The organism is Synechococcus sp. W55.1, assembly GCF_047461655.1.
Taxonomy (GTDB): Bacteria; Cyanobacteriota; Cyanobacteriia; order Thermostichales; family Thermostichaceae; genus Thermostichus.
The window spans coordinates 37,201-58,683 of record NZ_JANSHN010000007.1 but is presented as its reverse complement, the minus strand read 5'-3'; the positions used below and the strand labels follow the sequence as shown (position 1 = coordinate 58,683).

The 21,483-nt window shown below is 58.4% G+C and carries 16 protein-coding genes; 13 read left to right on the top strand and 3 right to left on the bottom strand.

The window, feature by feature from the left end; translation table 11 throughout:
• Positions 1-289: 289 nt before the first annotated feature.
• Genes ureC through NW816_RS05060 form a run of 3 tightly spaced genes read left to right on the top strand, consistent with a single transcriptional unit; the run spans position 290 to position 4,494 of the window.
• On the top strand, positions 290-2,008 hold the full coding sequence (gene ureC, locus NW816_RS05070) for an urease subunit alpha (protein WP_414351194.1): 1,719 nt from the start codon (positions 290-292) through the stop codon (positions 2,006-2,008).
• Between the two features lie 50 nt (positions 2,009-2,058).
• Positions 2,059-3,165, top strand: coding sequence for an ABC transporter ATP-binding protein (locus NW816_RS05065; protein ID WP_414408446.1), 1,107 nt, complete (start codon positions 2,059-2,061; stop codon positions 3,163-3,165).
• Positions 3,166-3,210: 45 nt separating this feature from the next.
• Complete coding sequence (locus tag NW816_RS05060; RefSeq protein WP_414408445.1) at positions 3,211-4,494, top strand: ABC transporter substrate-binding protein; 1,284 nt, start codon at positions 3,211-3,213, stop codon at positions 4,492-4,494.
• Positions 4,495-4,497: 3 nt separating this feature from the next.
• Here the strand turns inward: NW816_RS05060 and NW816_RS05055 are convergent, their stop codons facing one another.
• From NW816_RS05055 to NW816_RS05045, 3 genes are all read right to left on the bottom strand, one after another.
• The gene (locus NW816_RS05055; protein ID WP_414408444.1) at positions 4,498-7,506 is read right to left on the bottom strand and encodes an ATP-binding protein; all 3,009 of its coding nucleotides are present in this window, start codon (positions 7,504-7,506) and stop codon (positions 4,498-4,500) included.
• An 18-nt stretch (positions 7,507-7,524) separates the two neighbouring features.
• The gene (locus NW816_RS05050; RefSeq protein WP_414408443.1) at positions 7,525-8,166 is read right to left on the bottom strand and encodes an ABC transporter permease; all 642 of its coding nucleotides are present in this window, start codon (positions 8,164-8,166) and stop codon (positions 7,525-7,527) included.
• A 226-nt stretch (positions 8,167-8,392) separates the two neighbouring features.
• Positions 8,393-9,184: a hypothetical protein gene (locus NW816_RS05045; protein ID WP_414408442.1), complete on the bottom strand. Its 792-nt coding sequence runs from the start codon at positions 9,182-9,184 to the stop codon at positions 8,393-8,395.
• A 215-nt stretch (positions 9,185-9,399) separates the two neighbouring features.
• Between NW816_RS05045 and NW816_RS05040 the strand changes: the two genes are divergently transcribed.
• From NW816_RS05040 to NW816_RS04995, 10 genes are all read left to right on the top strand, one after another.
• A complete protein-coding gene (locus tag NW816_RS05040) occupies positions 9,400-9,885 on the top strand; it encodes an ureidoglycolate lyase (protein WP_011431703.1) in 486 nt (161 codons plus the stop codon).
• A gap of 288 nt (positions 9,886-10,173) precedes the next feature.
• Positions 10,174-10,320, top strand: a complete 147-nt coding sequence (locus NW816_RS05035; protein WP_187147246.1) for a hypothetical protein — start codon at positions 10,174-10,176, stop codon at positions 10,318-10,320.
• A gap of 16 nt (positions 10,321-10,336) precedes the next feature.
• Positions 10,337-11,476, top strand: coding sequence for a CAP domain-containing protein (locus NW816_RS05030; RefSeq protein WP_414330507.1), 1,140 nt, complete (start codon positions 10,337-10,339; stop codon positions 11,474-11,476).
• Between the two features lie 192 nt (positions 11,477-11,668).
• Complete coding sequence (locus tag NW816_RS05025; protein WP_414408441.1) at positions 11,669-13,216, top strand: ferredoxin--nitrite reductase; 1,548 nt, start codon at positions 11,669-11,671, stop codon at positions 13,214-13,216.
• A gap of 61 nt (positions 13,217-13,277) precedes the next feature.
• A complete protein-coding gene (locus tag NW816_RS05020; protein WP_414408440.1) occupies positions 13,278-14,600 on the top strand; it encodes a CmpA/NrtA family ABC transporter substrate-binding protein in 1,323 nt (440 codons plus the stop codon).
• Between the two features lie 160 nt (positions 14,601-14,760).
• A complete protein-coding gene (gene ntrB / locus NW816_RS05015; protein WP_099834651.1) occupies positions 14,761-15,720 on the top strand; it encodes a nitrate ABC transporter permease in 960 nt (319 codons plus the stop codon).
• 72 nt (positions 15,721-15,792) lie between these two features.
• Positions 15,793-17,784, top strand: coding sequence for a nitrate ABC transporter ATP-binding protein (locus tag NW816_RS05010; protein ID WP_414408439.1), 1,992 nt, complete (start codon positions 15,793-15,795; stop codon positions 17,782-17,784).
• A 38-nt stretch (positions 17,785-17,822) separates the two neighbouring features.
• Complete coding sequence (locus NW816_RS05005; RefSeq protein WP_414408490.1) at positions 17,823-18,665, top strand: ABC transporter ATP-binding protein; 843 nt, start codon at positions 17,823-17,825, stop codon at positions 18,663-18,665.
• 33 nt (positions 18,666-18,698) lie between these two features.
• A complete protein-coding gene (locus tag NW816_RS05000) occupies positions 18,699-19,232 on the top strand; it encodes a Uma2 family endonuclease (RefSeq protein WP_414408438.1) in 534 nt (177 codons plus the stop codon).
• 108 nt (positions 19,233-19,340) lie between these two features.
• On the top strand, positions 19,341-21,476 hold the full coding sequence (locus NW816_RS04995; RefSeq protein ID WP_414408489.1) for a molybdopterin oxidoreductase family protein: 2,136 nt from the start codon (positions 19,341-19,343) through the stop codon (positions 21,474-21,476).
• Positions 21,477-21,483 lie beyond the last annotated feature (7 nt).

Sequence of the window (21,483 nt, the reverse complement as noted above, 5' to 3'; positions counted from 1 at the left end):
TACCCCTTGGCAGAAGATTCCCCCAGGGCAGGACTTACCTGGCATTATAGGTCAGGGTTTGTGAGCCCTCAGTTGCTTCACAATAATTAAACGAGGGATCCCTTGTCCCATCGAGGCTGGAGTCGATTGGCAATTGTTTTTTCGATCATAGATGTAAATATATGTAACGAATTTTCAGTCGACCCAATGGGTTCTAATGAAGGGTTGAAACCAGACAACAAGCAGCAAGGGATCCCCTGGGTGGGGATATGTGGTAGAACCCTGGCAGCCCTTTTGCAGATACCACCCTATGACCCTAGAGATTCCCCGTCGCCAATACGTCAGCAACTACGGCCCCACCGTAGGGGATCGGGTGCGCCTGGCGGATACCGAACTGATCATCGAGGTGGAGGAGGATTTCACCACCTACGGCGAGGAGATTAAGTTTGGGGGCGGCAAAACCATCCGCGATGGCATGGGGCAATCGCCGACGGCCACCCGCGCCAACGGGGCCTTGGATCTGGTGATCACCAACGCCCTGATCCTGGACTGGTGGGGCATTGTCAAGGCGGATGTGGGCATTCGCGATGGCTACATTGTCGGCATTGGCAAAGCCGGCAACCCCAACATCCAAGCGGGGGTGACGCCGGGCATGGTGGTTGGCCCCAGCACTGAGGTGATTGCCGGGGAAAACCTGATCCTGACAGCGGGCGGGATCGATGCCCATGTGCATTTCATCTGTCCGCAGCTGTGCGAGTTTGCCATCGCCTCGGGAGTGACCACCCTTTTGGGGGGCGGAACTGGGCCGGCCACAGGCAGCAACGCCACCACCTGCACCCCTGGAGCTTGGAACTTGGGCAAGATGTTGCAGGCGGCGGAGGGGTTCCCCGTCAATTTGGGCTTCTTTGGCAAGGGAAACGCGGCTTTTCCCGCAGCTTTGCGGGAACAGGTGGAAGCGGGGGCCTGCGGCCTCAAGATCCATGAAGATTGGGGATCCACGCCGGCGGTGATCGACAGCTGTTTGCAAGTCTCGGATGAGTACGACATCCAAACCCTCATCCACACCGATACTTTAAATGAATCGGCTTTTGTGGAAGATACCATCGCCGCCATCAATGGCCGCACCATTCACACCTTTCACACCGAAGGGGCTGGAGGTGGGCATGCCCCCGACATCATCCGCATTGCCTCGGAGCCCAACGTGCTGCCCAGCTCCACCAATCCCACCCGCCCCTTTACCCGCAACACCATCGAAGAGCATCTGGACATGCTGATGGTGTGTCACCACCTGAGCAAGAATGTGCCGGAGGATATTGCTTTTGCCGAAAGCCGCATTCGCCCCCAAACCATTGCCGCCGAAGACATCTTGCATGACATGGGGGTGTTCAGCATCATCTCTTCCGACTCGCAGGCCATGGGCCGGGTGGGGGAGGTAATCATCCGCACTTGGCAGACAGCTCACAAGATGAAGGTGCAGCGGGGGCCTCTGCCGCAGGACAGCAGCCGCAACGACAACTTCCGGGCCAAGCGTTACGTAGCCAAGTACACCATCTGCCCTGCCATCGCCCAGGGCCTCAGCCACGTCATCGGGTCGGTGGAGGTGGGAAAACTGGCGGATCTGTGTCTGTGGAAGCCGGCCTTTTTTGGGGTTAAGCCGGAAATTGTCCTGAAGGGGGGCCTGATCGCCTACGCCCAGATGGGGGATCCCAATGCTTCCATTCCGACCCCGCAGCCGGTGTACCCTCGCCCCATGTTCGGCAGCTTTGGCCGCGCCTTGACCGAGACCAGCCTGCTCTTTGTCTCCCAGGCTGCCCTAGACCTGGGGATCCCGGAAAAACTGGGGATCCAGCGCCGGGCCGTAGCGGTGAAAAATTGCCGCGAGATCGGCAAAGCGGATTTGAAACTCAATACCGCCACTCCCCACATTGAGGTGAACCCGGAGACCTATGAAGTGCGGGCCGATGGAGAATTGCTCACCTGCGAGCCGGCAGAGGTGCTGCCCATGGCACAACGGTACTTTCTGTTCTAATTTTGGGAGAGTTTGAGAGCTCTATTGAGCGTTTGATCGGTAACCCAAGCATGGGCCACCTCGTTCTTCGCCACCTCAGCAAGCGCTTCCACAAGGGAGGGATCCCTGTCCTCAGGGATTTGTCTTTGAGCGTGGAGGCAGGGGAGATCTTCGCCCTGCTGGGGCCATCGGGCTGCGGCAAGTCCACCACCCTCAATCTCATCGCCGGCCTGCTGGAGCCGGATCCCTTGCCCTATCCGGGGGAAATCTGGCTGGATGGGATCCCCCTCAACCCTCTGCCGCCGGAACGGCGCGGCGTGACTTTGCTGTCCCAACACAGCCGCCTGTTTCCCCACCTGAGCGTGGGGGAGAATGTCGCTTTTGGCCTGAAAATGCGGGGCATTCCCCGGACAGAGCGGGAGGCTGCCGCCTTGCGCATGCTGGAGCGGGTACAATTGGCCGGGTTTGCTCAGCGTCGGCCTAGCCAGCTTTCTGGCGGACAAGCGCAGCGGGTGGCCCTGGCGCGGGCTTTGGTGATTCGGCCCAAGGTGCTGCTGTTGGATGAACCTTTATCGGCCCTGGATGCCAACCTGCGCCAAGAGATGCAGGCCCTCATCCTGGAGCTGCAGGCGGAAACAGGGGTGACGACGGTGCTGGTTACCCACGATCAAGCAGAAGCCACAGCCATGGCCCAACGCATCGGCCTGATGTTTGAGGGGCAGCTACACCAGGTGGGATCCCCTGTGGAGTTCTATCAGCAGCCGCGCTCCGAGCGCATTGCCCGCTTTTTTGGCGGGGTCAATTTTTTCGATGCGCAGGCGGAGGGTCACCAGCTTCGCCTCAACAACGGGATCCTCTTGAAAAGCGCCGCGCCACTCCAAGGTCAGGTGCGGCTGACGGTGCGCCCGGAACAGGTGCAGGTGTTTCCCCATCCGCCCGGCTTGGCCGACAATGTTTTCTCCGCTCAAGTGATGGCGGAACGCTTTGCGGGCACCCAGCGACGGCTGACCTTACAAACCCCTTGGGGCAGTCTGCAGGCTTGGGTGGCTCCCCATCAGGTGTTTGCGCCGGGGCAGGCAGTGTGGATCCATTTGCCGCCAGAGGCTCTGTGGCCTGTGGGGGTTGGCGGGGATCCCTCACCCCCGGCCCTTTTCCCAAAGGAGGAGGGGAGAGTTTAAGTTGAATCTGAAACCTGAAAGTTTGATGGGGATGGTGGCAAGGCTATGCAACCCAAAAGCGTTATCTGGAAGCGGCGGCAGGTGTTGGCCGGCCTGGGATCTCTGGGAGCTTGGGCGTTGAGTCAAGGCTCTCCGTTTGCCCAGAATACCTCACAGAGTTCGGTGGATCTGGGATCCCTGAGCTGGGCAGACATTCTGGAGCGGGCGCGGGGCAGCAAGGACTCCGTCCCGCTGACGCGAACGGTCAATTGGGCCATGTGGAGCGGCAGCGAGGCCATCAATGGCTTCGTGGATGGCTGGGTGAAAAGCCAGTTGCAGGAGCGTTATGGCATTCGCTTGAACCGGATCCCGCTCACGGATACCGTTGAAGCAGTCAACAAGGTGATTGGGGAGGTACAGGCCGGGCTGCGCAGCGGCGGCAGCATCGATCTCATCTGGATCAATGGCAACAACTTCCGCACCCTCAAGCAGGGGAATTTGCTCTTCGGCCCTTTTGCTGAGAAATTGCCCAGCTTGCCCTTCTACGATCCCGCCGATATTGCAACGGATTTTGGCCTGCCCACCGAGGGCTATTCTGCACCCTACACCGGCAACTACTTTTTAATGGCCTATGATGCCGAACGGGTGCCCAAGCCCCCCCAGAGCTACGCCGAACTGTTGGCTTGGGCAGAGGCCAACCCAGGGCGATTTACCTACGTGGCCCCGCCGGATTTTCATGGCAGCCGCTTTTTGTTGAGCGCCTTCTATGGTGTGACCGGGGGCTATGCTCAGTACAGCGGGCCGGACTTCGATGCCGATCTCTGGGCGCGACAATCCCCTGCCCTGGTGGAATACCTGAGAAAGCTGGATCCCTTCCTGTGGAGACAGGGCCAAACCTACCCGCCCACCTTTGCCCGCCTGGCGGAGCTTTTTGCCAACGGCGAAGTGTGGCTCATCCCCACCTTTATCGATCAGGTGATCTTACGCAAGGGCAACGGCCAATTTCCCCCCAGCACCACCCCCTATGGGATCCCGGGCACCAGCTTGATCGATCCCTCGTTTACAGCCATTCCCATTAATGCGGCCAATCCTTGGGGGGCAATGGTCCTGGCAGAGGTCTTGGCCAGCCCGGAGGGGCAGCTGGAAAAGTTCAAGCCGGAGGTTTGGGGGGATCTGCCGCTCATCGATGTCAGCCGGTTGTCTGCCGACTACCAAACAGCTTTTGCCCAACTGGAGGCTGCCGCCGGGATCCCCATTCAAGAGGCCATTGCCGGGGCAGTGCCCATCGTGAACTCCGAATACACAGTGCAACTGGAGGCCCTCTGGCAGCAACAAGTCTTGCCGGGATAGGGGTCACCCAGCCTCTCTCTCTTGGGGATCCGACATTGCGGGCAATGGCGGAGCAGGATCCTCACCTTGGGGCAACCAAACTTGGAAATGCGTCCATCCATCCGAGCTGTTGACGGAGATATTCCCCCCCATATGCTCCACCAGTTGCTTCACCAAAGCCAGCCCCAGGCCGGTGCCGCCGTGCTTCCAGCGATCCGATTGCGGGATCCGGTAAAACTTTTCAAAGATGCGGGGCAGCTCTGGCTCTGGGATCTCGCTGCTGTTGCTGCAGACGAAGAGGATCCCCTCTCCTTCTGAGACAACCCGCAGGTGGATGGATCCCTCGGGGGCCGTGTACTTGATGGCGTTGTGCAGCAGCTCGCGCAGAATGCGCCCCAAGCAGGTGGGGTCGGCCCAAAGCGAGGGGATCCCTGCCTCCAGGTGCAGTTGCAGGTGTTGATGTTTGGCTTGGGCCAAAGGCTGAGCCCCGGCCAGCAAATCTTGTAAATACCGCGGCAGAAAAATATTCTCTGGTTGCAGCAGATACGTCCCAGCTCCCAGCCGTCGCATATCCAGCAGGTCGTTAATGAGCTCGATTTGCCGGTTGCACTCTTTCAGGGCAATGGTGAAGTAGTGCCGCTGTTTCTCGGGGTTATCGCGGGTCATTTGCAGCATTTGCAAGGCCATGCGCACATTGGTCATGGGGGTGCGCAGCTCGTGGGAGACGGTGCTGAGGAAATCATCCTTCAGCAGATTCAGCCGCTCCAATTCCTTCACCTGCGCTTGGGCTGCTTGGTACAAACGGGCTTGGCGGATGGCCAGGGCACATAGGTTGGCCACCTGATAGGCCAGTTGCATCTCCGCTTCGGAAAACTCCTGCTCCGGCAGCCGCTCCAACAGCAAAGCTCCCAGCCACTTCTCTTTGTCCCAAAGGGTGCAGACCAGCAGCCGCACCCAGCGTCCCTCTTTCCCTGTGCGACAACAGCAGTGGATTTCCCATTTCTGCTGTGAGGAAGAATGGGACTGCAGCAGGCGCAAGAACTCCGGGTCGCTGGCGTAGTCTCGGCCATGCAAGGGATCCGCCCTGTCGCCCTGAGCTGCATCAGAAGAGAGAAGGGGGGAGTAGCAGTAGCCGGGGATCCAGGTTGACCCATCTTCTGTTCGCGCTACTCGGACGGAGTCCTTGAGCAGCAGGATTTGGCAGCAGGTCAGGCTTAGCGCTTCGGCAAGGGTTTTGACCACTTCTTCCAGGATTTCCCCCTCGTTTAGGCTGACCACCATCCGGCTGCTGATGGCGCGCAGCACCCCCTCAAAATGCAAGGCTTGCTGCAGCTTGGCCGTGCGCAGCTCCACCTGGGCTTCTAGCTCCCGGTTGAGGGCTTGCAACTGTTGTTCTGCCCGCTTTTGCTCGGTGATCTCCCGCCCCACCGACAGGATCTCCACCAAGCGGCCTTGGCTGTCGAAAATGCCCCGATCCACCCAGCTAATCCAGCGGGACTGGCCGTTTTCTCCGGGGTACTCCCGCTCGTTGCTGTAGCAAGGGCTTTCGGGAGTGAGGGCAGCAAAAGCTTGCAACACCTTAGCCTGCTCTTCTTCCGGCAGCCGATCCCGCCAAGGTTGGCCCATCACCTCCTCTGCCCGCTGACCGAAGAAGCGCAAATAGGCAGGATTGACATAGGTGATGCAGGTATCGGGCCGAAAGCGGCAAATGAGCTCCGTCTGCTGTTCCACCACAGCGCGGTATTCTTGCTGCTGCTGCCAGAGACGATCCAGCAGGGCCTGCTGGGCTGCTGCCGCCTGCTGCCAGGCTTTGGTTAGCGTCTGCACCTCCTGGATGGGGCCGGGATCCAAAGGGGGCCAGGGCTGGAAGCCGCTTTGGATAAATTGCTCGGCGATTTGGGTGAGGCGGCGCAGGGGACGGGAGAGAGCTTCGCCGAGGAGGATCCCTGTCCCCAGCATGCTCAGCAATAGCCCACCCCCCAGCAGCGCAGCCTGTTGGGCGCCCCGATGGACTTCGGCCAGAAGGGTTGCCTCTGGGATCCCATGCACAAAATAAAAGCCCAGCCTCCCTTCACTCTGAACGGACTCCACCTCCGCCCAGTAGGGGATCCCGCCAACCACGAGGCGCAGCGAATTCTGAGAAGAGGCCGTCTCCCAGGAGCCCACCTGCTCTTGCACAGCCACCAGCAGCGGATGGGGAGCAGGCCCCGCCGTACTGGCCACCACCTGTCCTTCCTCGTCCAGCAGAAAACTCACCTCTGCAGGAGAACGGCCTTCTAGCCGCTCCAGGAAGGCTTGAAGCTGCGCAATGGACAGGGAAGCCACCAAGCTGCCATAAACCCGTCCCTCCGAGTCGGTCAGAGACAGGGACGTCACGATCAGCCGCTCCGCCTCCTGGGCGGGAAGCTCCGCAAAAAATCGGGTTACCACCCAAGTGTCGCGGATCCCTTCCGACTGCAGGAGCTGGGGAAACCAGAACAACTGCCTCAGATCCACAAAGCCCAACCGGCGAGTGAACCCTGTGGGATCCCCTGTCTCTGGATCCCGTTGGCAGCCCTGGACGGATCCCGGCAAGAGGCCGGGTGTGTGGTAAGTCCAGATCGACCCATCGGCGTGACGGCGGGCGATCACAAACCCCCCTTGAGCCGAGACAAAGCCGACATAGCTGAGCTCAGGAAATGGCTGCAACTGGCGGGCAAAGTGAGCTTCCAAAAGCTCTAGATCGGCTGGGCTGGGTGTCGTCAAATCGGGCAGAAGCCCCCCTCTCACGAGGCTTTGATTGAGGGCGTTGATGCGAGGGGGAACTTGCAAATATCTGGCAAGATGCTCTTCGGTGCGGTCGGTAACTTCCCGCCTCAGTTGCTCCGTCAAGCGCAGCGCCAGGTGTCGCCCGCCCTGCCAGGAGAGATAGGCCACTCCCCCCACTCCCCCTGCTACTGAGAGCACTGGGGGCAGCAGCAACGCCACCCGCAAAGGAATGGAGCGGCCAGGCCAACGGGATCGCACTTCAGAAGAACCAGAGGAAGACGGCATGGGATCCCTCGCAAAACCTCAAGCTCGGGGAGGTTCCAAAGCCCGCTGCAAAGCCCCCAGGCCAACTTCCGCTGCAATGGCCAGAAGGGCCACTGGGATCGCCCCCACCAGCAGGATGGCGTTGTCGTAGAGGGCAAACCCTAGGGTGATGAAAGTGCCCAGCCCTCCCGCGCCGATAAACGCTGCTAGCGTAGCACTGGCAATCACCTCAATGGTAGCCGTTTTAACACCGGCCAGGATCACCGGCAAAGCCAAAGGGATCTCCACGTGCCGTAACACCTGGCCAGGAGTCATGCCCATGCTCAGGGCAGCTTCCCGTAGGGCCGGCTCAAGGCTGCGGAAGGCCACATCCGTGCTGATCAGAATGGGGGGCAAAGCCAGGAGGGTTAGCGCGACGACTGCCGAACGGAAGCTGAGGCCGAAATAGGGGATGGCCAAAAACAAAATGGCCAAACTGGGGATCACCCGCAGGCTGCTAAACGCATTGATCACCACCAGAGAAAGCATCTGGGAGCGGGAGCTGAAAAAACCCAGCGGCAAACCCAACAGCAGCCCCATTCCTAAAGGCACCGCCACCAGTTGTAGGTGTTGGACGAAAGCTTGAAACAGCATGTCGCTGTGGTTCTGGGCGTAGGCCAGGGAGCGGGCCAAAAGGCTCATCTAGAGGTGTGTGGATGACAGAGGGATCCAAGACAAGCCCCAGTGTAGCGCCGGCAGGCGATCTTGACAGTGCGGAATAGTGCAGAGCGGGGATTTAGCACCAATCAGGGAGATGGGGTCACTCCAATTTCGGTCTCCGACCTGCTAACGCGGTGCAATCAACCTCAACTTTCTCCCAAGGATTAGAACCCACAGCGCCGCCTGCCGACAAAAATAACCATCTGTTTCACTGCCCATCTGAGTTGCCATCTCTATCCTGCTGATCTTTCTCAATCTTGTCTGGATCCCTGTTTGGGGGGTGGTTGGCTTCTCGCTCTTGCAAACGGCGGATTTGGGAGCGCACCTGCAAAGCAATCTGTAAAGCAGTCTCTAGGATACGACCCTGTTCGCTGGCCTGCTCGCTCACCTGCAGAGCTGTCAAAGCTGCCAAGTTATCGCCGAAGAACTCGCTCTGCTGCTCGATCAGGTCTTCGTTTTGCCGCAAGATCCGTTCGGTTTTCAAGGCGCGAATGAGATCGGCCCGGGTCAGCTTCAGCGCTTCGATCACCTCAGCCCTCTGGGCCAGCTTCACCTCGGGGTTGCCCGCTTCCACCAACTGGTCGTTGACGTGGATGGCCTGGATGATTCGGTTGTAGCGATCCACCTCCCCCAGCAAATTCAACAGCAGCGGCATGCGGCGGCTGCGGAAAATCCAGTAGGCTTGGCCCAGAGCGGCAATGGCCGCCAGGATCCCCCATTCCACCAGCCAAGTGCCCCAAGTGGCGCGCAGGCCAGGGATCCAAATCCGCCCCACCAGGGTAAGTAGGGATCCCCCTGTCCAGAAGGTCAAGAAACGCAAGAACAAGTCCAGCGTCACCAGCAAGCGTAGGAGATCCCAGAAGGCGGAGAACTGGCGCAGACGGTCTTTAAAACGACGAACGGGCCGAGGCCGATACAACCAAGCCACCGGCACTTGAGAGAGGTTTTGCACTTGAGCTGGAGAGATGATCAGCTCTTGCAAGTCCCGCTGCATCGCCATTCGCTCTGCTGAGGCTGGGAAGTTTTCCCATTGTACTTGCGACCTTGAGCAGCTTGGGCTTGCTCAGGGATCCCTTCCCAGAAGGGAAGCTGCCTGGCCAAGTCTCGATAGAATGGGGTTCGCTGGGCTGTTTGCGTCTTCACGCCCTCGTGCTCACGTTGTAGGGCAACAGTGAGACACAAGACAGCTCGTCAAACGCAAAGGAGAAGAGCAGGGTGACCAGCCAATTGCGCCAACTGAAGGCCCATCTCGCTGAACCGGAAAACTTTGCCCCCTATGGACAGGTCATTTGCCCCACTCCCGATCACAAACCCTTCGACAGTCAAGATGCTCAGTTGTTCTTGAATCAAGGGCAGCCCCGCTTTTACATCATGCGCTTGCCTCGCCGCGGCCTCAAGTTTACTCAGATCACCCACCACATCCGCTGCACCCAGTGCCTGGGGTCCCTGAATGGCAAGGAGTGGTTTATTGGTGTTGCACCGCCTGCCGATGAGCTGCACGTGGATCAGATTCAAGCCTTTCGGGTGCCTGGGGATCGCTTTATCAAACTGGAGATGGGTACCTGGCATGCCGGCCCCTATTTTGACCACGAAGAGTTCATCGATTTCTACAACTTGGAGCTGGCCGACACCAACATCACCGATCACGAAACCATAAACTTACTCCAAACCTACAACCTGGAGTTCCAGATCACCCCCTGACAAGCTTTTGGGGATCCCTTATCAATCGGGCAAAAAGCAGCATTGATCATTGATCACAGCAATCTTTCGCTTGAGCGCAAGAAGAGTTGTGGGGATCCGTACTCCACTATGGGTGGAGAGAGAAAGTGGGCTTGGATCCCAGTCCTAGTGGATGTAGCCGACTTGGGTGAGCGTTCCTTGACTTGGGCTTAAGTTATACCCTTGTCGGCATGAGTTTTGACGCTGTGGCCCACTCGGCCAGGTGATAGAACAGGGTCAAACCCAGCAGCATTTGGGAGGTTTGTTGTCATGGCTACGTTGCAACCCAAAGTGACCCACCAGCTTTTGGCGGCCTTAGCCCTGTTTGCCTGTCTGGGCTTGTTGCCTGCTTGTGGCGAGAGCAGCAGCAGCACCGTCAGCCCCCCCAGCATCACCCCCACCCCCACCGGCTCATAATTCGGCTGGTTTTTGCATGCCCTTGCAGCGGTTGCCCAAGTTGGTTCAGCTTTGGGCTTTGAGGATCGCGGGGATCTTTTGTCTTTGTCTGCTGGCGGCCTGTGGAGGATCCCCTACCTCGATGGAGCCACCGCGGGCAGGGGAAGTGCCGATTGCCAGCTTCCTGTGCCGGTTGGATCGCCAGACCCGCAGCTTCACGGGGCCTATTTACGCCGAACAGCCCCAGGTTGCTACCTGCAACCCCGGTCGCCTTACGCCTGCAGCAGCCCAAAAGATGATGGATCGGCTGAATTTTCTACGGCTGTTGCACCAGTTACCGCCGGTGAAGCTCAATCCTCAGTTCCTAGAAGCCGCCCAGCAAGCGGCCTTGATGCAGGTAGCCAATGGTACTCTCAGCCACCAGCCGCCCCCTTCTTGGCGCTGCTTTACCCCTGCTGGGGAGGCGGGATCCCGCTTCAGCAACCTGGCGGTTGGGCCCATCCTAGAGCTGAACGGCCCCGATCCAGGCCGGGTGTTGGCGCGGCAGGTGGACATCTATTTTGCCGAGCCAGGTCGAGAAAACTTTGTGGATGTGGGGCATCGCCGCTGGAACCTGTATCCTCAGTACGCCCAGGGGGCCTACGGCATTGTCTTTGACCCACGGGCTGGACGGGTGACCCAGGCCAACGCCAACTGGATCTTCGGTTTTGACGAGTCGGTGCCAGATCCAGAGTTCATCGCCTTCCCGGAGAAAGACGGCTACCTCTACCGCCTAGAAGGGTTTTCCGGCCAGCCCCTGTCTGCCTACCGCTGGTCTTTCTCGGTGCCCAGCCGTGGCGGCAAGGCTGATCTCAGCCAAGCCCAAGTCCGCATCACCGATGCCCTCAGCGGCGAGCCGGTGCCTGTTGGAGATCTCCGCGTGGGGGATCCCGCCTTTGGCCTGGAAACTTTGACCTACTCCGTGGGTTCGATCCAGCCCAATCGCAACTACACCTTTGAAATTAGCGGCATTCGCCTCAACGGTGGCCCCCCCCGCAGCTACCGCTACACCACCGCTCTCTACGACTGCGATCCCCAAACTTCCCAACGGCCCGCACCCCTCACCGAAGGGCTGGGGATCCCGCCCCGTCTGCTCTGGCAGATGGAGCCTTTCAACTCTTTCAACCCTCTCAACTAGCTTTTCCTCACCCCCAGCCCCTTTCCCAAAGGGGAAAGAGGGGTCTGCTGCTCCTGGAAGCCTGACTTTATGCATAAAGCGCAATTCGAGAATGACAAAACTGCATAACCTGTTACAAAGTGTAACTGCCAATACCAAAGTTAACGGTTCGTCATCGCTAGGGTAGCCAGTGTTCACCCCACGGCAGCGATCATGGCGAACCAATTTGAACGCCTCAAAAGCGAAAAGGATGGGCTGGCGGTCAAGGCCGAGCTGGAGGCGTTTGCCCGGATGGGTTGGGAGAACATTCCTGAAGACGACCGGGATCACCGCCTCAAGTGGCTGGGGATCTTCTTTCGCAAGCGCACCCCAGGTCAGTTCATGCTGCGGCTGCGCCTGCCCAATGGGATCCTAACCAGCGGCCAAATGCGGATGTTGGGCGCAATCATCCACCCCTATGGAGAACAGGGCGTAGCCGACATCACCACCCGGCAGAACCTGCAACTGCGGGGCATCCCCATCGAGGAAATGCCCCAGATCCTGGGCTACCTGAAAGAGGTAGGCCTGACCAGCATCCAGTCGGGCATGGACAACGTGCGCAACATCACGGGATCTCCTCTGGCTGGTATTGACCCGGATGAGCTGATCGATGTGCGCGGTCTCACCCGCAAGGTGCAGGACATGATCACCAACAACGGCGAGGGCAACCCTTCCTTCAGCAACCTGCCGCGCAAGTTCAACATCGCCATCTGCGGTTGTCGCGACAACTCGGTGCATGCCGAGATCAACGACCTGGCCTTTGTACCTGCCTTCAAAAATGGCCGCCTGGGCTTCAACGTCCTGGTGGGGGGCTTTTTCTCGGCTCGCCGCTGTGCAGAGGCTATCGGCCTGGATGTCTGGGTGGATCCCCGGGATGTAGTTCCCCTGTGTGAGGCGGTGCTGCTGGTCTACCGGGATCACGGCCTGCGGGCCAACCGACAAAAGGCACGGCTGATGTGGCTCATTGACGAGTGGGGCCTGGAAACGTTCCGGGCCAGTGTCGAGCGCCAGATAGGCCACCCTCTGCCCAGGGCAGCGGAAAAAGATGAGGTGGTCTGGCACAAGCGGGATCTGCTGGGGGTGCATGCCCAGAAGCAGCCGGGCCTCAACTTTGTCGGCCTGCATGTGCCGGTGGGGCGGCTCAACGCCCTGGAGATGATGGAGCTGGCCCGCTTGGCGGAGGTGTACGGCTCCGGAGAGCTGCGGCTGACGGTGGAGCAGAACGTGCTCATCCCCAATGTGCCCGACTCCCGAGTGGCTTCCTTGTTAAAAGAGCCGCTGTTGAAAAAGTTCTCTCCCAACCCAGGGCCATTGCAGCGGGGGCTGGTGTCGTGTACGGGCAACCAGTTCTGCAACTTTGCCCTCATCGAGACCAAAAACCGGGCCGTGGCCTTGATGGAAGAGCTGGAGGCGGAGCTGGAGATCCCCCAAACGGTGCGCATCCACTGGACGGGCTGCCCCAACTCCTGCGGCCAACCCCAGGTGGCAGATATCGGCCTCATGGGCACCACTGCTCGCAAGGACGGCAAGGCGGTGGAGGCAGTGGACATCTACATGGGGGGAGAAGTGGGCAAAGACGCCAAGCTGGGCGAATGCGTGCGCAAAGGGATCCCTTGCGAAGACCTCAAGCCGGTCTTGGTGGAGCTGCTCATTGAACACTTTGGGGCCAGGCCGCGTCAGCATCCGTCCGCCGCCCAGGCTTCTGTTTTGGTAACCCGCTAGCGGTTCTGTTGCCGTCCTGAAAGTTTTTCTTTCTTCGTCGTTGTAAATCTTGGAGGTTTCGATGTCTAAGCTGTTCAGCACTTCCTCTCCCGTCTCCCGTCGGCAATTTTTGGCCGGGGTGGCTGCTCTCACGGCTGGGGCGGCCACGGCTGGGATCCCGCGCGCCCAATCGCAATCCTTGGGCAAAGGCTACTGGGTGGCGCAGGCCGATACTCCCGAAACCACCAGCGCCAAGCTGGGGTTCATCGCTCTAACCGACGCGGCCCCCCTGATCATCGCCAAAGAAAAGGGGTTCTTTGACAAGTACGGCATGAAGGACGTAGAGGTGGTCAAGCAGGCCTCTTGGGGCACCACCCGCGACAACTTGGTGCTGGGATCCGCCGCCGGCGGCATCGATGGGGCACACATCCTCACCCCCATGCCCTACCTCATCACCACCGGCAAAGTTACCGATGGCAAGCCGGTGCCCCTGTACATCTTGGCCCGTCTCAATCTGGACGGTCAGGGCATTAGCATTTCCAACCAATATCGGGATTTGCAAATCGGCCTGGATAGTTCCCCCCTCAAGGCCAAGTTTGCCGAGGTCCGAGCTGCCGGCGGGGATCCCAAATGTGCGGTGACCTTCCCTGGTGGCACCCACGACATGTGGATGCGCTACTGGCTGGCCGCAGGCGGGATCGATCCCACTAGCGACGTCTCCATCATTGTGGTGCCGCCGCCGCAGATGGTGGCCAATATGAAATCCAGAACCATGGAAGCCCTCTGTGTGGGCGAGCCTTGGAATGCCCAGCTGGTGAACCAAAAAGAGGGGTATAGTGCCCTCACCACCGGCGAGCTGTGGAACGGCCACCCGGAAAAGGCCTTTGCCCTGCGGGCCGACTGGGTGGATGCGCACCCGAAAGCCACCCTTGCCCTGTTGAAAGCGGTGCTAGAAGCCCAGATCTGGTGCGACCAGATGGAAAACAAAGAGGAGATGTGTCGCATCATCGGCGACCGCCGCTGGCTGGGGGTTCCCGTGACCGATATCTTGGGCCGTTCTCGGGGCACTTTTGACTACGGCACCGGCAAGGTCGTTGAAAACAGCCCCCACCTGATGAAGTTCTGGCAGGACTACGCTTCCTACCCCTTCAAGAGCCACGATCTCTGGTTTTTGACCGAAAACATCCGCTGGGGTTACCTACCTGCCGACACCGATACCAAAGCCTTGGTGGAGCGGGTGAATCGGGAAGAACTCTGGCGAGAAGCTGCCAAAGCCATTGGTCAGGGGGCAGCCATTCCCCCCAGCCCTTCCCGAGGAGTGGAAACCTTCTTCGACGGGGTGCAGTTCGATCCCGAAAATCCTGCCGCCTACCTGGAGAAATTGGCGATTAAGAAGCTGGCCTAGCCTGATCTTCTCAATTCTTCCAGAGCAAGTTGCAAAAACCCTTGCAAGCCCTCTGCCCAGGAGAGAAGGGATCCCCGAATCCCCACAAAGAGTGTTCAACTGAAACCCCTTCTCTCTTGGGATCCTCTTAAGTTGACTTCAACCTTACTCCCAGCAAGCCATGAGGATTTTCCACTCTGCCCTACAGTTGGGCTACCACCTCTTTCGGATCCTGCTTCCCCTACTGGTTGGCCTAGGCCACTGGCTGCTGAAAACCAGCCCAGGCTTTGTTCTTCAGTCCAATGCCGGGCTCCACTCCCCGGCCAGCTCTGCATCTTCTTCTGCTTGGAGGCAGCGAGTCCAAATCCACCAAGTGCTGCGCCGCGTTCTTTTGCCCACCACGGCCATTTTAATAGTGCTCGTTCTCTGGCAAATTGCCTATAGCCGCCCCGGAGCCAACTTGCCCACCCCTCTCCAGGTTTGGCAGGACACCTGGGATCCCCTCATTAAAGATCCCTTTTTTGACTATGGCGGCAATGCCAAAGGGCTGTTCTGGCAAATTTGGGCCAGCTTGCGGCGGGTGTTCATTGGGTTTGCCCTGGCCGGCTTGGTGGGGGTTGTGGGCGGCATGATCATCGGGGTCAATCGCTGGCTGTACGAGGCTTTGGATCCCATTTTTCAGGTGCTGCGCACGGTGCCGCCTTTGGCCTGGCTGCCGATTTCTTTGGCTGCCTTTCGAGATGCCAACCCTTCCGCCATTTTCGTAATCTTCATTACGGCCCTCTGGCCCATTTTGATCAACACCGTTGTCGGCGTACAGCAGATCCCACAGGACTACCGCAACGTGGCGAGAATTGTGCGCATGTCGGGCTGGAAGTACTTTTTCAAAATAGTTTTCCCGGCAACTGTACCCTACATTTTTACCGGCTTGCGCATTGGGGTGGGCTTGTCTTGGCTGGCCATTGTGGCGGCGGAGATGTTGATTGGCGGTGTGGGCATCGGGTTCTTCATCTGGGATGCCTGGAATAGCTCCCGCATCAGCGAAATCATTCTGGCTTTGATCTATGTCGGGATGGTGGGTCTTCTGCTGGATCGGATCACGGCTTGGATTGGCTCGCTGGTGGTGGCTGAGGATCGCTAAATGAGCTTGGCCGAGTTTTAGATTGGTTGCTGACAATTTCTCCATGCTCTCAGAAATCATCTCAGGGGAATCATGAAGACCCAGCCTTACATTGAAGTGGATCATGTCGACAAGGAATTTCTCCTCGACAACGGAGAGGTCTATCCTGTCCTGAAAGACATCCACCTGGAGATCCAAAAAGGGGAATTTGTCTCGCTAATTGGCCACTCCGGCTGTGGCAAATCGACCCTGCTCAACATCATTGCTGGCCTGGAAAAGCCTTCCCGAGGGGGCATTCTCCTGGAGGGCCGACAGGTTACGGATCCCGGCCCGGATCGCATGGTGGTGTTTCAGAACTATTCCCTGCTGCCCTGGCTGACCGTGCGGGAGAACGTTGCCCTGGCTGTGGACGAGGTGCTGGGATCCCTTCCCAAAGCGGAGCGGGACCGGATTGTGGCAGAACACATTCGCCGTGTGGGGTTGCAGGGGGCAGCCGATAAACGCCCGGCGCATCTGTCAGGGGGGATGAGACAGCGGGTGGCCATTGCCCGAGCCTTGGCCATTCGTCCGCGAGTGCTGCTGTTGGATGAGCCTTTTGGCGCTCTGGACGCCCTGACGCGCGGCAGCCTACAGGAGCAACTGATGGAGATTGCCCAGGCGGAGCAGCTTACCTGTGTCATGGTTACCCACGATGTGGATGAGGCCCTCTTGCTTTCGGATCGGGTGGTGATGATGACCCAGGGCCCCGCTGCCCGCATTGGCCAGATTTTGCGGATCCCTTTTCCTCGGCCCCGCCATCGTTTGGAAGTGGTGCGTCACCCCGATTACTACAGCCTGCGGGGAGAGATGATCTACTTTCTCAACCAGCAAAAGCGGGCTCGCCAGAAAACGCCTATCTCTGTGGCTATTGCCAAGCATGGCCTGGAGAAGGTCAATTTGGAGATTGGCTTTGTGCCCCTCAACGACTGCGCGCCTCTGGTGGTGGCCCAGCAAAAGGGCCTGTTTCAAAAGTACGGCCTGGAGCAGGTCACCCTGGTGCGAGAGCCAGGCTGGAAGACCATCTGGGAAGGGATCCGCTCCGGTCGGCTGGACGCGGCTATGGTGGTGGCCGGGATCCCGTTGGCTTCCACCTTGGGAGTAGGGGGAGTTCCGGTGCCTTTGATTACCGCGCTAACCCTCTCCCGCGGCGGCAACGCCATTACCTTTGGGCGCAGACTTTTGGAGCGAGGCGTTCAAAGCCTGGCGGATTTTCGCCAATACCTCAACCACACCCCCGACACAGTCCACACCCTGGGAGTGGTTCATCCGGCTTCCATGCAAAACTTCCTGTTGCGGCACTGGCTGGCCGGTGGGGGGGTGGATCCGGATCGGGACGTTACGTTGACGGTGATCCCACCCCCGCAGATGGTGGCCCATCTCAAGGCCGACAACATCGACGGCTACTGCGTCGGCGAGCCCTGGAACTCCCGCGCTGTGCGGGAACAGTTGGGATTTATCGTCACCACCACTCCCGAAATCTTGCCCAGCCACATTGAAAAAGTGCTGACAGTGCGCCAGGATTGGGCGCAAAACTACCCCCGCACCCATGTAGCTCTGGTCAAGGCACTACTGGAAGCTTGCCAATACTGCGATCAGCCGCAGCACCGCCCTGAGATCCTGGAGTGGCTGGCCCAGCCCCAGCATGTGGGAGCGGCCAAGGCGGATTTGCAGCCGGGGTGGACGGGTATTCTGCAGCGGGGAATGGCCGATGAATCCCAGGCCCTTGTCGGTTTTCATCAGTTTGCCAACGGGCGCAACACCTGTCCCGAAAGGTTGGAACACCTCTGGATCTTGACGCAAATGGCTCGCTGGGGACTCTGCGCTTTTCCCCGCAACTGGATTTCGGTTCTCGACCAAGTTCTGGACAGTGAGACCTACGCCCTAGCCGCTAGAGAACTGGGCCTGCCGGATCGGGCCCATGACCGCGGAGCTTTGCTCTTTGCCGATGGATCCCGCTTCGACGGAGAGGATCCCGTTGCCTACCTAGAGTCTGTAGCCATACGGCAGAACCTGAAACTGCAGGAGTACCGGCTCAGCGAAGTTTAGCTTTTGTTACCTTAGCCCCTCAATTGGAAAACACCATGATGACCAGTTCTCGCCTATCTTCCTCACCGCTATCTTCTGCATCTCCGGTTGCAGGACTGCCCCTTCTTTGTCTTCAGAATGTGGGCAAAACCTACTTTACCTCAGCCGGATCCTTTGTTGCGCTGGAAAATGTCAATTTGGAAGTGGCTGCCGGTGAGTTTGTTTGCATTATTGGCCACTCCGGTTGCGGCAAATCCACCTTGATCAACATGGTGGCTGGGTTTTCCACCCCCACTTCGGGATCCATTACCCTCAAGGGCCAGCCCATCACCTCCCCAGGGCCAGATCGGATGATGGTGTTTCAACATTATTCCCTTTTGCCCTGGCTGACGGCTTTTGAAAATGTTTATCTGGTGGTGGATCAGGTTTACCCAAACAAATCCCGGCGGGAGAAAAGGGAAATCGTTGAAGAACACCTAGAATTGGTAGGTTTAGCAGAGGCAGCCCACAAGCGGCCCAAGCAGCTTTCTGGAGGCATGAAGCAAAGGGTTGCCATTGCCCGCGCTCTTGCCGTTCGTCCAGAAGTTTTGCTGTTGGATGAGCCTTTTGGGGCCTTGGATGCCATTACCAAAGAAGAGCTGCAAGACGAGCTGCTGGCCATTTGGCGGGATCACCGCTGCACGGTTTTGATGATTACTCATGACATCGACGAAGCTCTTTACTTGTCAGACCGGGTGGTAATGATGACCAACGGCCCCGCTGCCCATATCGGCGAGATCTTGACCATTCCCTTCGAGCGACCGCGCATCCGCTCCCGCATTATGGAAATGCCCGAGTTCTACGAATTGCGCAACCGCGCCCTTGACTTCCTCTATCGTCGCTTTGCCCATAGGGAGGATTAAGCTAGGAATCAAAACGCTTGGGGAGGGAAGTTGATGGCCGCTGCTCCGGTTCAGGTAGCTCCAACCGATCTCCCAATGGAGAAGCGGGTCTCTACCCTGCCCAAAACCCTTGCCGACTATCTGGCCAATCCGGTTGCCCAAACCGAATGGGTGGATGGCTGCATTGTAGAGAAAGTGGGGCAAACCTTAGTGCATGCCAAGATCCAAACCCGACTTCTCTTCCGTTGGCTCGGTTATGTTGAATGTCAGCCATTGGGGGGTATGGTTTTGGTGAAGGCTCCCGGCCAAACCAAAGGCAGAGTCAGAAGACCTGATGCTGCCTACTCATCTCCAGATTTAATCCAGCAATTTGGAGAGGATATTGCCACGCTGCTGCAGAGCTATCCTCTGGTTGAGGAGATCTTCTCTCCAACCGACTGTGGAGAAGATATTTTCCTAAAAGCCCAAGAGTATCTCAGCTCCGATGTACTGGAAGTCTGGCTGGTTTTTCCCAGAAGCAAATACGTTTTTATCCAAACTCAAGATCGCTATCTTTGGCCAGCTGAACAGGACACTGACAAGAGCTAGGTTGTATTACCTGGCTTGGAGATCCAAGTTGCTGCTCTTCTCAGCTAAGGGATCCAAAATGCGAGAGAATTGGGCGTTTAATAGGGATCCCAACTCATGGTGACCGCGATGGAGCCGGAAAAAGCTGTCATCAAAACCCTATGTCCCTATTGCGGTGTGGGATGTGGATTGGAGGCGGTTTCGACAGCCTCAGGTGACTGGAAAATGAGAGGCGACCGGGAGCATCCTTCCAGCTTGGGGATGGTCTGTGTAAAGGGGGCTACGGTTCTGGAGGCAGTTGGTCGAGATCGGCTGCTCTCTCCCCTGTTTCGGGAGAGCTTGGATCAGCCCTTTCGCCGCATTTCTTGGGATCAGGCTTTTGAGGAGATGGTTTCTCGGCTGCGCTGCCTCAAAGACAACCCTCACTCCATGGCTATGTATGGATCGGGGCAGTTGCTCACTGAAGACTATTACGTTGCTCAAAAGCTCATTAAGGGCTGCCTGGGCACCAATAATTTTGACACCAACTCGCGCCTGTGCATGTCCTCAGCCGTCTCGGCCTACACCCAATCCCTGGGATCCGATGGCCCCCCCTGCTGCTACGAGGATCTCGATCTCTGCAATCTGGCTTTTCTGGTGGGCACCAACACCGCCGAGTGCCACCCCATTCTTTTTAATCGCTTGAAGAAGCGGCACAGGACCGGATCCCCCCTCAAAATGGTGGTCGTGGATCCCCGGCGCACTCAGACAGCAGAAGCTGCCGATCTCCACTTAAAAATTCGCCCCGGTACGGATATCGATCTTTTCAATGGGATTGCCCATTTGTTGTTAAAGTGGGGATCCATTGCTGCTGATTTTATCGAGGGCTTCACCCAAGGTTTTGCTGAATATGCAGCTTTGCTGGCCGATTATGAACCGCAGATTGTGGCCCAGCGCTGCGGAATTGCCACCGAGGATTTGATCGAAGCAGCCAAGCTTTGGCAGGGATCCCAAAGGGTTCTCTCCCTTTGGTCGATGGGCCTAAACCAGTCCAGCGAGGGCACCGCCAAGATCACCAGCCTAATCAATCTCCATCTCCTAACTGGGCAAATTGGCCGACCGGGGACCGGCCCCTTTTCCTTGACCGGCCAGCCCAATGCCATGGGCGGTCGAGAGGCAGGGGGGTTATCCCATCTGCTGCCGGGATATCGGCTGGTGAGCCAGCCCCAGCATCGGGCAGAGGTGGAGCAGGCTTGGGGTTTGCCCGGCGGCTCCATCTCCCCCCACCCAGGACTGAGGGCCACCGAGATGATTGCCGCTCTGGAGACGGGATCCCTGCAGTTCTTCTGGATTGTGGCCACTAATCCTTTGGTGAGCTTTCCGGATCTGGAACGGGTCAAAAAAGCCCTGAAAAAGTCTCCCTTTACCGTTTACCAAGAGGCTTATTACCCTACAGAAACGGCAGAATATGCCCATTTGCTTTTGCCCGCCTGCCAGTGGAGCGAGAAAACCGGGGTGATGACCAACTCCGAGCGCAGGGTTACCCTTTGTCAAGCCTTTCGAGATCCCCCTAGCGAGGCCCGACCCGATTGGGAGATCTTTGCTGAAGTGGGGCGCAGGTTGGGCTTTGCAGCACAATTTTCCTTCCAAACCGCGGCAGAGGTTTATGCAGAATTTGCCGCCCTTACCGCAAATCGCCTCTGCGATCACTCCGGCCTCAGCCATGCCCTTTTGGCAGAACGAGGCCCTCAGCAATGGCCTTATCCCCGAGAAAGGGCCTCGGCTCCTCATCCTGCTCGCCTCTACACAGATTGGCGTTTCCCGACCCCCGATGGCCGCGCCCGCTTTATCCCCCACCATTCCCGTGGCCTAGCAGAGCCGCCGGATCCCCAGTTTCCCTACGTATTAACCACGGGCAGGCTTTACGGCCATTGGCACACCCAAACCCGCACCGGCAGGATTGAAAAAATCAAGCAAATGCACCCCCAACCCTTTATTGAAATCCATCCTCGCGATGCGGAAAAACTGGGCCTCCAAGATGGAGATTGGGTTCAAGTGCGTTCTGCCCGCGGACGGGCCTATTTCCCGGCCAAGATAACTGCCAACATTGCCCCTGGAACAGTGTTTGTGCCCATGCACTGGGGATCCCTCTGGGCAGAACAAGCCGAGTGTAATGCCCTTACCCATGACATCAGTTGTCCCGATTCCGGCCAGCCGGAATTAAAAGCCTGTGCCGTTGCTCTTGAGAAAGCCGACCCACCGCTCAAGCAATCCCCTCAACTCTAGATTTGGT

Bases quoted from the DNA above. Each gene is read 5' to 3' on its own strand.
- ureC (WP_414351194.1), top strand. From the start codon at position 290: ATGACCCTAGAGATTCCCCGTCGCCAATACGTCAGCAACTACGGCCCC.
- NW816_RS05065 (WP_414408446.1), top strand. From the start codon at position 2,059: ATGGGCCACCTCGTTCTTCGCCACCTCAGCAAGCGCTTCCACAAGGGA.
- NW816_RS05060 (WP_414408445.1), top strand. From the start codon at position 3,211: ATGCAACCCAAAAGCGTTATCTGGAAGCGGCGGCAGGTGTTGGCCGGC.
- NW816_RS05055 (WP_414408444.1), bottom strand. From the start codon at position 7,506: ATGCCGTCTTCCTCTGGTTCTTCTGAAGTGCGATCCCGTTGGCCTGGC.
- NW816_RS05050 (WP_414408443.1), bottom strand. From the start codon at position 8,166: ATGAGCCTTTTGGCCCGCTCCCTGGCCTACGCCCAGAACCACAGCGAC.
- NW816_RS05045 (WP_414408442.1), bottom strand. From the start codon at position 9,184: ATGGCGATGCAGCGGGACTTGCAAGAGCTGATCATCTCTCCAGCTCAA.
- NW816_RS05035 (WP_187147246.1), top strand. From the start codon at position 10,174: ATGGCTACGTTGCAACCCAAAGTGACCCACCAGCTTTTGGCGGCCTTA.
- NW816_RS05030 (WP_414330507.1), top strand. From the start codon at position 10,337: ATGCCCTTGCAGCGGTTGCCCAAGTTGGTTCAGCTTTGGGCTTTGAGG.
- NW816_RS05025 (WP_414408441.1), top strand. From the start codon at position 11,669: ATGGCGAACCAATTTGAACGCCTCAAAAGCGAAAAGGATGGGCTGGCG.
- NW816_RS05020 (WP_414408440.1), top strand. From the start codon at position 13,278: ATGTCTAAGCTGTTCAGCACTTCCTCTCCCGTCTCCCGTCGGCAATTT.
- ntrB (WP_099834651.1), top strand. From the start codon at position 14,761: ATGAGGATTTTCCACTCTGCCCTACAGTTGGGCTACCACCTCTTTCGG.
- NW816_RS05010 (WP_414408439.1), top strand. From the start codon at position 15,793: ATGAAGACCCAGCCTTACATTGAAGTGGATCATGTCGACAAGGAATTT.
- NW816_RS05005 (WP_414408490.1), top strand. From the start codon at position 17,823: ATGACCAGTTCTCGCCTATCTTCCTCACCGCTATCTTCTGCATCTCCG.
- NW816_RS05000 (WP_414408438.1), top strand. From the start codon at position 18,699: ATGGCCGCTGCTCCGGTTCAGGTAGCTCCAACCGATCTCCCAATGGAG.
- NW816_RS04995 (WP_414408489.1), top strand. From the start codon at position 19,341: ATGGAGCCGGAAAAAGCTGTCATCAAAACCCTATGTCCCTATTGCGGT.